The organism is Rhizobacter sp. P1_G5, assembly GCF_056405435.1.
Window position 1 is genome coordinate 1 of the sequence record NZ_JBFUCB010000129.1, and the last position, 11,795, is coordinate 11,795.

Annotated in this window: 10 protein-coding genes and 1 tRNA gene; 9 read left to right on the forward strand and 2 right to left on the reverse strand. The window is 67.8% G+C overall.

What is annotated here, in order from left to right; genetic code table 11:
* Positions 1-777, forward strand: a 777-nt coding sequence (locus AC1D12_RS11885; RefSeq protein WP_477840575.1) for an AMP-binding enzyme, incomplete at its 5' end; no start/stop codon positions are given.
* A 123-nt stretch (positions 778-900) separates the two neighbouring features.
* Here the strand turns inward: AC1D12_RS11885 and AC1D12_RS11890 are convergent.
* A complete protein-coding gene (locus AC1D12_RS11890) occupies positions 901-1,209 on the reverse strand; it encodes a c-type cytochrome (protein WP_047504343.1) in 309 nt (102 codons plus the stop codon).
* A gap of 103 nt (positions 1,210-1,312) precedes the next feature.
* On the opposite strand from AC1D12_RS11890, the gene AC1D12_RS11895 reads away from it, so the two are divergent.
* A complete protein-coding gene (locus AC1D12_RS11895; RefSeq protein WP_465111905.1) occupies positions 1,313-1,570 on the forward strand; it encodes a TIGR04438 family Trp-rich protein in 258 nt (85 codons plus the stop codon).
* Between the two features lie 102 nt (positions 1,571-1,672).
* Here AC1D12_RS11895 and ilvD read toward each other — a convergent pair whose 3' ends face one another.
* Positions 1,673-3,361 carry a dihydroxy-acid dehydratase gene (gene ilvD / locus AC1D12_RS11900; protein ID WP_477827683.1) on the reverse strand — a complete coding sequence of 563 codons (1,689 nt, stop codon included), beginning with the start codon at positions 3,359-3,361 and terminating at the stop codon, positions 1,673-1,675.
* A gap of 101 nt (positions 3,362-3,462) precedes the next feature.
* On the opposite strand from ilvD, the gene AC1D12_RS11905 reads away from it, so the two are divergent.
* From AC1D12_RS11905 to AC1D12_RS11935, 7 genes are all read left to right on the forward strand, one after another.
* Positions 3,463-4,392: a LysR family transcriptional regulator gene (locus tag AC1D12_RS11905; protein WP_477840577.1), complete on the forward strand. Its 930-nt coding sequence runs from the start codon at positions 3,463-3,465 to the stop codon at positions 4,390-4,392.
* Between the two features lie 49 nt (positions 4,393-4,441).
* Complete coding sequence (lgt, locus tag AC1D12_RS11910; protein ID WP_477827614.1) at positions 4,442-5,260, forward strand: prolipoprotein diacylglyceryl transferase; 819 nt, start codon at positions 4,442-4,444, stop codon at positions 5,258-5,260.
* Positions 5,257-5,961, forward strand: coding sequence for a DNA polymerase III subunit epsilon (gene dnaQ, locus AC1D12_RS11915; protein WP_047504777.1), 705 nt, complete (start codon positions 5,257-5,259; stop codon positions 5,959-5,961). The genes lgt and dnaQ overlap by 4 nt, the downstream gene beginning before the upstream one ends.
* Before the next feature lie 62 nt (positions 5,962-6,023).
* Positions 6,024-6,098 (forward strand) — tRNA-Val (locus tag AC1D12_RS11920).
* Positions 6,099-6,217: 119 nt separating this feature from the next.
* Entirely contained in the window at positions 6,218-6,856 is a 639-nt protein-coding gene (locus AC1D12_RS11925; protein ID WP_477840579.1) for a hypothetical protein, read from the forward strand.
* Positions 6,857-7,273: 417 nt separating this feature from the next.
* Positions 7,274-9,385, forward strand: a complete 2,112-nt coding sequence (locus tag AC1D12_RS11930) for a right-handed parallel beta-helix repeat-containing protein (RefSeq protein ID WP_477840581.1) — start codon at positions 7,274-7,276, stop codon at positions 9,383-9,385.
* Positions 9,386-9,515: 130 nt separating this feature from the next.
* Positions 9,516-11,669: an Ig-like domain-containing protein gene (locus AC1D12_RS11935; protein ID WP_477826696.1), complete on the forward strand. Its 2,154-nt coding sequence runs from the start codon at positions 9,516-9,518 to the stop codon at positions 11,667-11,669.
* The last annotated feature ends 126 nt before the right edge of the window (positions 11,670-11,795 follow it).

Sequence of the window (11,795 nt, forward strand, 5' to 3'; positions counted from 1 at the left end):
GCCTGGGAGTGGTACCACGAGCACATCGGCGGCGGCCGCTGCCCGATCGTCGACACCTTCTGGCAGACCGAGACCGGCGGCCACATGATCACGCCGCTGCCGGGCGCGACGCCGCTTGTGCCGGGCTCGTGCACGCTGCCGTTCCCCGGCATCATCGCCGCCGTCGTCGACGAGACCGGCAAGGACGTGCCGAACGGGCAGGGCGGCATCCTGGTCGTCAAGAAGCCGTGGCCGTCGATGATCCGCACCATCTACGGCGACCCGGAGCGCTTCAAGAAGAGCTACTACCCGGCCGACTTCCAGGGCCGCTACTACCTGGCCGGCGACGGTGCGATCCGCGACGAGAAGACCGGCTACTTCACGATCACCGGCCGCATCGACGACGTGCTGAACGTCAGCGGCCACCGCATGGGCACGATGGAGATCGAATCGGCGCTGGTGGGCTTCACCGACCTGGTGGCCGAAGCGGCGGTGGTCGGCCGCCCGGACGACACGACCGGCGAGGCGATCTGCGCGTTCGTCGTGCTGAAGCGCCCGCGTCCGAGCGGTGACGAAGCCAAGGCCATCGCGAAGCAGCTGCGCGACTGGGTCGGCAAGGAGATCGGCCCGATCGCGAAGCCGAAGGACATCCGCTTCGGCGACAACCTGCCGAAGACGCGCTCCGGCAAGATCATGCGCAGGCTGCTGCGCTCGGTGGCCAAGGGCGAGGCGGTGACGCAGGACACCAGCACGCTCGAAAATCCGGCGATCCTCGAGCAACTCGGCCAAGCCTACTGATCGGAAAAGACGAAGGCCCCGCAGGGGCCTTCTTCATCCAGCGGCCTCCGTGGAGCCGGCTTTGCCGGGCCACTGGAGGCGCCCCCTTGAGGGGGAGGGCGCGTCAGCGCCTTCGGGGGTGGGTCACTTCAAGCTCAGGATCCAGGTCACCAACTGCTTGGCCTCGGCGTCGGACACCTGCGTGTTCGCGGGCATCGGGACCGCGCCCCACACGCCGGCGCCGCCCTTGATCACCTTCGCCGACAGCTTGTCGACGGCGTCCTTCTGGCCGGCGTACTTCGCGGCGACCTCCTTGTAGGCCGGGCCGACCAGCTTCTTGTCGACGGCGTGGCAGGCCATGCAATTCTTCTTCTGCGCCAGCTCCGGGTTGGCGAAAGCCGGTGCGGCTGCCAGGGCGGAGAGGGCAACGATCAGCGAGAGCAGCGACTTCATGATTTCCTTCCGAAGGGGTGGGATACTGGAAACTCAACGAATTCTACGTGGCATGGTTGACCGTTGCCTCACGTAGGACAAGTCAAAAGATCGAGGGAAGCTCATGTATTTCGTCGTTTTGGGGGTGCTGCTGCTGGTGATGAAACTGGCCGAAGTGGGCCCGGCAGCCGAGTGGGGGTGGATCGCGATCCTGTGGCCCTTCGGCGCGGCCATTGCCTGGTGGATGTTTGCCGATGCGACCGGCTACACCAAGCGCAAGGAGATCGAGAAGATGGACGAGCGCGTCGCCAAGCGCCGCGAAGAAAGTCTCGCGAAGCTCGGCATGGACAAGCGCGGTCGCCGCAAGAAGCGGAAGGTGTGAGCCCCCCAGTCGCTGCGCTCCTGCCCCCAAGGGGCGCCACCCAGCGGCCCGGCAAAGCCGGTTCCGCGGGCGTTGCTTGATCGGTTGATCCTTTGCGCTGGCTCAATCCAGCTTGTCGAGCACCGCGCCCTGGCTGGCGCTGGCGGCATTCTTGAAGAACTTCGCCATCACGCCGCGCGTGTAGCGCGGCTTCGGCGGCGTCCAGGCGGCGCGGCGCTGCGCCAGCACCTCGTCGCTGACGTTCAACTGCAGCGTCAGCGTGTGGGCATCGATCGTGATCGAGTCGCCTTCATGCACCAGCGCGATGGTGCCGCCGGCGTAGGCCTCGGGCGCGACGTGCCCCACCACCATGCCCCAGGTGCCGCCGGAGAAGCGGCCGTCGGTGATCAGGCCGACCGATTCGCCCAGGCCCTGGCCGATCAGCGCGCCGGTCGGTGCCAGCATCTCGGGCATGCCCGGTCCGCCCTTCGGGCCAAGGTAGCGCAGCACCATCACGTCGCCGGCGACGATCTTGCGCGCCATGATCGCGGCCAGCGCCGACTGCTCGTCGTCGAACACCCGCGCCGGCCCGGTGATCACCGGGTTCTTCAGGCCGGTGATCTTCGCGACGCAGCCCTCGGGCGACAGGTTGCCCTTCAGGATCGCGAGGTGGCCCTCGGCGTACATCGGGTTGTCGATGGTGCGGATCACGTCCTGGTCGGCGCGCGGCACGTCGGGCACGTCGGCCAGGTTCTCGGCCACCGTCTTGCCGGTGATCGTCATGCAGTCGCCGTGCAGCAGCCCGGCCTTCAGCAGCACCTTCATCACCTGCGGGATGCCGCCGGCACGGTGCAGGTCGACCGCCAGGTACCTGCCCGAGGGCTTCAGGTCGCACAGCACCGGCACCTTGCGGCGCACGCGCTCGAAGTCGTCGATCGTCCAGTCGACGCCGGCCGCATGCGCGATCGCGAGGAAGTGCAGCACCGCATTCGTCGAGCCGCCGGTGGCCATGATCACCGCCACCGCGTTCTCGATCGATTTCTTCGTGACGATGTCGCGCGGCTTCAGGTCGGCCTTCACCGCCTCGACCAGCACGCGCGCCGCCGCCTTCGCGGTGTTGGCGGTCTCGTCGTGCGGGTTGGCCATCGTGCTGCTGAAGGGCAGGGCCATGCCCAGCGCCTCGAACGACGAGCTCATCGTGTTGGCGGTGTACATGCCGCCGCACGAGCCGCTGCCGGGGATCGCGCGGCGCTCGATCTCGCAGAAGTCTTCCTCGCTCATGTTGCCGGCGCTGAACTGGCCGACCGCCTCGAACACGCTGACGATGTTCAGGTCCTGGCCCTTGTAGCGCCCCGGCAGGATGGTGCCGCCGTAGACGTAGATCGCCGGCACGTTGGCGCGCAGCATGCCCATCATGCCGCCGGGCATGTTCTTGTCGCAGCCGCCGACCACCAGCACGCCGTCCATCCACTGGCCGCCGACGCAGGTCTCGATGCAGTCGGCGATCACCTCGCGCGACACCAGGCTGTACTTCATGCCCTCGGTGCCCATCGCCATGCCGTCGCTGATGGTCGGCGTGCCGAAGATCTGCGCGTTGCCGCCGGCCTCCTCGATGCCGGCCACCGCGGCGTCGGCCAGCTTCTGCAGGCCGGAGTTGCACGGCGTGATCGTCGAATGGCCGTTGGCCACGCCGATCATCGGCTTCTTGAAGTCGCCTTCCTGGTAGCCGAGCGCGTAGTACATCGAACGGTTCGGCGCGCGTGCGACGCCTTCGGTGATGTTCTTCGAACGGCGGTTGACGGGGCTGCTCATCGGGGTGTCTCCTGGCGGAATGCTCGGGGGGAGCGTGAGTATCGATCGCGTGCAGAATGTCGTCCAATATATCCAGCGTGGTGGATTGATATGTCTTGTGTATGAGTGACGAGCTGCGCATCGAGCTGCGCGCCTGGCGGCAGTTCCTGGTGCTGGCCGAGACGCTGCACTTCGGCCGCGCGGCGCAGCAGCTGAACATGACGCAGCCGCCGCTGACGCTCGCGATCCGGCAGATCGAGGCCCGGCTCGGCACGGCGCTGTTCGACCGCACGCGGCGCCGCGTCGCGTTGACGCCGGCCGGCGAGGCGCTGGTGTCGCCGGTGCGCCAGCTGCTGCAGCAGGCGGCCGCCCTGGGGGCGGTGGCCAGCGGCGCGGGCAGCGGGGCGGTCGGGCGGCTGCGGCTCGGCTTCGTCTCGACGGTGGGCTTCGGGCTGCTGCCGGGCTGGCTGCGCGATTTCCGGCTGGCCGAGCCGGGCATCCACGTCGTGCTGCGCGAAGCCACCACCGACGTGCAGCTCGCAGCACTCGCCCAGGGCGAGGCCGACGCCGGCTTCGTGCTGCACGCGCCCGGCATGCTGCCGGCGCCGGCGCTCGAGCACCTGTCGCTCGGCACCGAGCCGCTGGTGCTGGCGCTGCCGGCCGCCTCGCCGCTGGCGGGCGCGCGGCGGCTGTCGCTGCCGGCCTTGCTGGCGCAGCCGCTGATCATCTTCCCGCGGACGATCGCGCCGTCGATCCACGACGCGGTGTTCGCGTTCTACCACCGGCACGGCGCGACGCCGGTGATCGGGCAGGAGGCGATCCAGATGCAGACCATCGTCAACCTGGTGTCGGCCGGGCTCGGCCTCGCCTGGGTGCCCGAATCGGTGACCCAGCTGCGGCGCGATGGTGTCAGCTACCGGCAGCTGCCGCCGTCGCTGGCGGCGTCGGGCGGCGCGGCGCCACGCTCCGAGACCAGCCTGGTGTGGCCGCGCGATGCCGGGCCGGTGGTCGAGCGCTTCGTTCGCTTCGTGCGCACCTCGCTGGCGACCTGAGCTGGGGTATCGTTCGCCTGCTTCCGCATTGCCCTGGCCCTCCACACCCATGCTCGTTCACCCGAAAATCGATCCCGTCGCGCTGCAGATCGGCCCGCTGGCCATCCACTGGTACGGCATCACCTACCTGGTCGCCTTCGGGCTGTTCCTGTGGCTCGCGTCGATCCGCGTGCGGCAGACGCAGTTCGCGCAGGCCGGCTGGACGCGCCGCGATGTCGAGGACCTGCTGTTCTACGGCGTGCTGGGCGTCGTGATCGGCGGCCGGCTCGGCTACGTGCTGTTCTACAAGCCCGGCCACTACGCCGGCCATCCACTCGAGATCTTCGCGGTCTGGAAGGGCGGCATGGCCTTCCACGGCGGGCTGCTGGGCGTGATCGCGGCGATGGGCGTGTTCGCCTGGCTGCGCAAGCGGCCGTTCTGGCAGGTCACCGACCTGATCGCGCCGTGCGTGCCGACCGGGCTCGCGTCCGGGCGCATCGGCAACTTCATCAACGGCGAACTGTGGGGCCGCGTCACGTCGCCGGACCTGCCGTGGGGCATGGTGTTCTCAGGCGCAGGCGACGAGCCGCGGCACCCGTCGCAGCTGTACCAGTTCGGCATGGAAGGCCTGCTGCTGTTCGGCTTCCTGTGGTGGTTCTCGCGCAAGCCGCGGCCGATGGGCCAGGTGTCGGGCGCGTTCCTGATCGGCTACGGGCTGTGCCGTTTCACCGCGGAGTTCTTCCGCGAACCCGACGCGTTCCTCGGCTACCTCGCGCTCGGCATGAGCATGGGCCAGTGGCTGTGCGTGCCGATGATCCTCGCGGGCATCGTGCTGTGCGCCTGGTCGGCGCGGCGCGGCTTTCCGGCCGGCGAGAAGGTGGCGGCATGAGGCAGGTCTTCTTCGACACCGAGACCACCGGCCTGAGCCCGGAGTCGGGCGACCGCATCATCGAGATCGGCTGCGTCGAGATGGTGAACCGGCGCCTGACCGGCAACAACAAGCACTTCTACGTCAACCCGCAGCGCTCGAGCCATGAAGATGCGGTGAAGATCCACGGGCTGACCGACGAGTTCCTGGCCGACAAGCCGCTGTTCGCCGCGATCGCCGACGAGCTGATGGATTTCCTGGCGGGCGCCGAGATCGTCATCCACAACGCCGGCTTCGACGTCGGCTTCATGAATGCCGAGCTGCGCCGGCTCGGCCGCCGGCCGTTCGCGGAGTGCGTGGCGGGCGTCAGCGACAGCCTGCTGATGGCGCGCGAGATGTTCCCCGGCAAGTCGAATTCGCTCGATGCGCTGTGCAAGCGGCTGGAGGTCGACAACTCCAACCGCTCGCTGCACGGCGCGCTGCTCGATGCCGGCCTGCTGGCCGAGGTCTACATCAACATGACGCGCGGGCAGAACTCGCTGGTGATCGATGCGGGCGGCACGTCGTCGCACGACATCGTCGTCGCGGCGATCGACTTCAGCGTCTTCGACCTGCCGGTCATCGTCGCGAACGACGAAGAGCTGGCGGCACACGCGAAGCAGCTCGCCGATCTCGACAAGGCCTCCGGCGGCAAGACGGGGTGGCGCCAGCTTGTGGCATAATCCAGGGCTTCGCGACAAGGCAGCCATGTTGAAAACGCGAAGCCGGTGATCGCAAGACACTCGGGCGGTTAACTCAGCGGTAGAGTGCCACCTTCACACGGTGGAAGTCGCAGGTTCGAACCCTGCACCGCCCACCAGTCCGATCATCCGTGGCAAGAGACAGGCAGCAAGAACGAAGCAGCACGACGGTGCTGCTTTTTTTTGCCCATCGCGCCGCGGCAAGAGCCGCCATTCGCCGCAGATATAGTCAGACGGCATGTCCCGCAAACACCATTCCCTGACCCGCGCACTGGCCGCGTCGTGCGCCGCGCTCGCGTGCACCACCGTGCAAGCCGGCCCGCCGGAAGGCGACCTGTTCGGCTACAAGCTCGGTGCGCCGTACACCATCAGCGAGCTGACCCAGCAGCGCACACGCGTCTCGCCGATGGTCGAGATGATGATCGACAAGCCCGACAAGGCGCCCGACTTCAAGGCCATCGAGCTGCTCGCGACGCCGAAGAGCCTGACGCTGATCAGCGTGCACGGCGTCGCCGATTTCCCCGACGAGACCCAGGCGCGCGCCTTCGCGGCCCGCCAGTCGGCGCTGATCGCCGTCGCCTACGGCGACAAGTGCCCGAAGAGCCCGTCCTTCATGAACGACCTGCTGAAGCTGCTGTGCCCGGGCGGGCTGGAGCTGTCGGTGTCGTACTACCCGCCGGACGCCTCGCGGGCGCAGCACAAGGTGCACCTGGGTCTGCGGCTGGCACCGGACAGCGAGGCCGGGCGCCGCCTGAGCCGCCTGGCGCAGCAGGAATCGACCGCACCGTCGACCCCGCCGGCCCCCGATGTGGATTCGGCGCAACGCACCGACAAACCAAAAGCCGATACACCGGCCGCGAAGCAGTCGCCGCAATAGGCGCCCGAACGCCTCCTTTCTTCGCCGAGGCAGGCGTTCCAATCGCTCGGATTGGCAGGAAAACACCTTGCTATTTCCCGTGCGCAATCAATGACTTATCGACAGCCGATGGCCGTTTTGTAGCGAACGCCTACAAGTCTGTAACAAGACCTGAAACAGGTTGCACGTCGGATAAACCCTGATCCGCCCCATCGATTTTTCCGATGGATCGCCCGATCCCCCTCTACCACCCCCATGAACGAGGGGGTGCCGCCTCGCTTCCGGCACTTGCAAAAAGCCAAGACCTTGATCTGACCTCCCGTAACAGGCGACACCTCTGGTCGTTCAATGATTCGTCCCAGCCGTCGAAACAGGGATGCCCGATCGACGGGCGCAGGGATTGGCCCGGCGTTGAAGGTTGGCTAGAGGAGCTATTCGATGAGTTGGTTTCACAAGGTGTTGGGCGCGTTCTGCGTGACGGCCGTGCTGGCCGGATGCGGCGGGTCCTCGACGGATCAAGGGTCCGATGCGGCAGACGCCGCCGGCACGAGCGAATCGGCTGAAGCACTGCGCATTGCAGCCGCCGCCGGCACGCGCTACACGCTGACGGTGTCCGGCCAGGCCGGTGGCCTGATCGGCACCCAGCCCGCAGGCATCGTCTGCGGTGAAGGCAACACCCAGTGCACCGCGAGCTTCGCGGCCGGCACGCAGGTGATGATCGGCTCCCGCGCGAGCAGCGGCTACACCTTCAAGGGCTGGAGCGGCGGTTCGTGCTCCGGCACCGACTTCTGCTACGTCACGATGAGCCAGAACCGCACGGTGGTCGGCAGCTTCGTCTCGAACAGCACGCCCACGCCGACGCCGACCCCCACGCCGACGCCCACCCCCACCCCCACCCCCACCCCCACGCCCACCCCGACCCCCACGGTCACCTACCCGCTGGCGATCACCGTCACCGGCAGCGGCTCGCTCACCTCGAGCCCGGCCGGCGTGTCGTGCAGCGCGTCGTGCACCAGCGTCTTCTACTCGGGCACGCCGGTCACGCTGAACCCGGCACCGGCTGCCGGCTACAGCTTCAGCGGCTGGAGCGGCGCCTGCTCGGGCACCGGCACCTGCACGGTGCAGATGAATGCGGCGGCTGCGGTCGGCGCCTCGTTCACCGCCACCTCCACCGGCGGCGGCTCGGGCGGCACCGGCGGCGGTACCGGCACGGCGCCGGGCACCGGCACCGGCAAGGCGTACTTCGTGGCGACCACCGGCAGCGACAGCAACGCCGGCACGCTCGCGGCCCCGTTCAAGACGATCAACAAGGCGGTCGGCCTGGCGGCTGCCGGCGACACCATCGACGTGCGTGCCGGCACCTACACCGAGAGCGTCGTGATCCGCCGTGCGGGCAGCGCCACGAAGTGGATCTCGCTGCGCGGCTACAACGGCGAGCGCCCGGTGATCAAGAGCACGAGCTCGGGCCCGACGGTCTACTTCTACAACTCCGCCTGCGATGAAGACGCGATCGGCGACGGCAGCGGCAACACCGACTGCTACCCGATGTACTGGGTGGTGCAGGGCCTGGAGATCCAGGGCAGCGCCGCCGGCGGCAGCGACGGCAACGCGATCAAGATCGACACGCCGAAGGTCAAGCTGGTGGGCAACCGCCTGTGCTGCAGCGTCGCCGACATCGTCAAGCTGGTGCGCACCTCCAACGACGTGGAAGTGCTGGACAACGAGATCTGGCAGGACGCTTCGAAGGTGCAGCCGGGCAGCAACGCCCAGGGCGTGGACATCGTCGGTGCGGACCGCGTCCGTGTCGCCGGCAACTACATCCACGACGTGCCGGACATCGGCGTCTATGCCAAGGGCAATGCACGCAACCCGATCTTCGAGAGCAACCGCCTCGTCAACATCGGCAACTCGGCCAACGGCCATGCGCTGATGCTGGGCCAGGAGACCGACGACTACCGCCTGGTCGACGGCCTGTACGAGACGTATGACGGCATCGTCCGCAACAACGTCGTGATCGGCTCCACCTGGGCCTGCCTCGCGACCTCGTCGTCGAGCAACGCCCGCTTCTACAACAACAGCTGCTACGACACCGGCAAGCTGATGCACGGCTCGATCTTCCTGTCCAACGAGTCGGAAGTCGGCCAGGCCGGCACCAACGTGTACTTCGGCAACAACATCATCTACGGTTCGTCGGCGAAGCCGGTGGTGAAGATCGGCTCCAACGCGCTGACCGACTACAAGACGCTGGTCTTCGACCACAACGTCTACTACTCGAGCAACGGTGCCCCGACCTTCACGTCCGACTCGTTCAGCAACGTCAACTTCGCGACCTGGCTGACCAAGTACAAGGCGCTGAGCGGGCGTGACGATACCGGCAGCAAGATGGCCGATCCGAAGTTCTCGACCACGACGGGCAGCACCCCGCTGACGCTGTCGACCGGCAGCCCGGCGATCGATGCCGGCGCGAGCCAGTCGCTGGCCCCGACCGACATCCGCGGCGTCTCGCGCGCCCAGGGTGCGGCCACCGACATCGGTGCCTACGAGTACTGATGCCTGACCTAGCGCCGGCGATCCTGCCGGCGCCTTCTTCGATCAACACATGCGGCCGATGCGGCCGCTCAGAGCCCAGCCCGGCGATCCACGCGATCGGGCCTGGACCGGGCTTGTCTGGAGCTAGTCAATGAACAGGGTGAACAAGGTGTTCGGTGCGATGTCGCTGGCGATGATGCTGGCGGCTTGCGGCGGCGGAAGCAGTGGCAACAACGCGACGAGCGCTGCCTCCGAAGTCGATCCCGAACTGGCAGCCGCCGGCGCCACCGAAAGTGCGCAGGCCGTCGGCGACAGCGCGTACTACACGGCGCGTCCGATCACGGTCACCGTGACCGGCCCCGGCATGGTGGGCAACATGGTGAGCGGCGTGCTCGGGCCGATGAACTGCGGCAACGGCGGCACGGTCTGCTCGGTGAAGTACACGAAGTACACCTCGGTGCTGCTGGGCGCGCTGCCCAACACCGGCATGGTGTTCCTCGGCTGGGGCGGCGCCTGCTCCGGCACGGCCAACACCTGCACGCTGAACAACAGCCAGTCCCGCGCGGTCACGGCCAAGTTCGGCCCGGCCGGCACGACGACCCCGCCGACGACACCCACCACCTACCGCCTGAACGTCAGCACCAGCGGCTCCGGCACGGTGACCTCGGGCGCCGGCGGCATCAACTGCGGCGCCGACTGCAGCGAAGACGTCACGCCGAACGCCGCGGTCACGCTGACCGCGACGCCGGCCGCCGGCTTCAAGCTGAGCGCCTGGGGCGGCGACTGCTCCGGCAGCGCCAGCACCTGCAGCATCACGATGAGCCAGGCGCGCGACGTGAGCGCGTCGTTCGTCGTCGCCGACACGACCGCGCCGACGGTGGCGAGCGCCACGCCCGGCGCCGGTGCCACCGACGTGGCCGTGACGACGCCGGTCAAGGTGACCTTCAGCAAGACGCTGGACTGCTCGACCGTCTCGGGCCAGACCTTCAAGGTCGGTTCGGTGTCGGGCACGATCGCGTGCAGCGGCAACACCGCCACGTTCACGCCGGTCGCGGCCCTGTCGACCGCCGCGCAGTACCCGGTGGCTTTGACCGCCGGCACGAGCGGCATCAAGGACACCGCCGGCAACGCGCTGGCCGGCACGACGAGCTGGAACTTCACGACGGCGGCTGCGGCCACGACCCCGCCCGTCACGCCTCCCACCACGCCCCCCGCGACCGGCGGTGCCTTCAGCTTCCTGGCCTACGGCGACAGCCGCTCGGGCAACGGCTGCGGCGGCAATGCCGTGCACATCGGCCTGGTGAACCGGATGGTCAATGAACCGGCCGCCTTCGTGTTCAACCTCGGCGACATGGTCACCGGCTACGACAAGTCCACCAACTGGGTGCAGCGCGGCGATTGCCCGAGCGACGCCTCGAAGGGCAGCTTCAAGGAAATCATCGCGCCGCTGCAGAACAAGACGCCGGCCGCCGGCCTGCAGACCTACTACTTCCCGGTGGTCGGCAACCATGACGACAACTACGGCGACGGCTGGTACCCGGACAAGTTCGGCAACGGCTACTGCGACGTGTTCGACCCGAAGAAGGTCGGCATCCCGAACCACACGCAGAACAAGGCCTACTTCAAGGACTGGACCACCTCGAGCGTCAAGCACTACACCGACGACCAGTTCTACCAGCTGGCCTGCGCGAAGACCCGCAGCGGCGTCTATCCGGACTACATGTACTACTCGTTCGACTACAAGGGCACGCATTTCGTGGTGCTGCGCCTGAACTCGGACTACTACGACGTGATGGAGTGCTCGAGCAACTGCACGGCCGCCAACGAAGGCAACTACGACGCGTACTACTACAAGCACCAGCTCGACTGGCTGCGCTACGACCTGGCGCAAGCCTCGGCCAACAGCGCGATCCAGAACACCATCGTGCTGATGCATGCGCCGCTGATCTCGTACTCCGACGGCCATGCGCCGAACGCCTCGTGGCCGACGCTGATCAAGGATTTCAGCAAGCACCCGAAGGTGAAGATGGTGATCTCGGGCCACAGCCACGTCTACGAGCGCTCGGTGCCGGTGTATGCCGATGCCGCGAGCCCGAACGGCGTGCGTGACGACGCGAAGGGCGCGGTCTACACCGTGACCGGCGGCGGCGGCTCGGCACTGGCCGGCTTCAACAACCTGGGCCCGCTGAACGCGAAGGCCACGGCGGCGTACCACTACATGCGCATCGACGTGGACGGCGGCAAGGTGAGCGTGAAGACGATCGGCCAGGACGGCGCGGTGCTCGACACCTTCTCGACGCGCTGATCCGCGGTATCCGACGAGGCCCGGCGGTGCGATGCACGGCCGGGCCTTCTTGCTTGTGGCAGCAATTCTCGAACCGGCCCGAGAGACGCTCAATGAAGCGGCGCCGGGGCCGAAAGAGGTCAGGTC

Coding starts and splice junctions, on each gene's coding strand:
- AC1D12_RS11895 (WP_465111905.1), top strand. CDS start 1,313: ATGTATTTCGTCGTTTTGGGGGTGCTGCTGCTGGTGATGAAACTGGCC.
- AC1D12_RS11930 (WP_477840581.1), top strand. CDS start 7,274: ATGAGTTGGTTTCACAAGGTGTTGGGCGCGTTCTGCGTGACGGCCGTG.
- AC1D12_RS11890 (WP_047504343.1), bottom strand. CDS start 1,209: ATGAAGTCGCTGCTCTCGCTGATCGTTGCCCTCTCCGCCCTGGCAGCC.
- ilvD (WP_477827683.1), bottom strand. CDS start 3,361: ATGAGCAGCCCCGTCAACCGCCGTTCGAAGAACATCACCGAAGGCGTC.
- AC1D12_RS11935 (WP_477826696.1), top strand. CDS start 9,516: ATGAACAGGGTGAACAAGGTGTTCGGTGCGATGTCGCTGGCGATGATG.
- AC1D12_RS11905 (WP_477840577.1), top strand. CDS start 3,463: ATGAGTGACGAGCTGCGCATCGAGCTGCGCGCCTGGCGGCAGTTCCTG.
- dnaQ (WP_047504777.1), top strand. CDS start 5,257: ATGAGGCAGGTCTTCTTCGACACCGAGACCACCGGCCTGAGCCCGGAG.
- lgt (WP_477827614.1), top strand. CDS start 4,442: ATGCTCGTTCACCCGAAAATCGATCCCGTCGCGCTGCAGATCGGCCCG.
- AC1D12_RS11925 (WP_477840579.1), top strand. CDS start 6,218: ATGTCCCGCAAACACCATTCCCTGACCCGCGCACTGGCCGCGTCGTGC.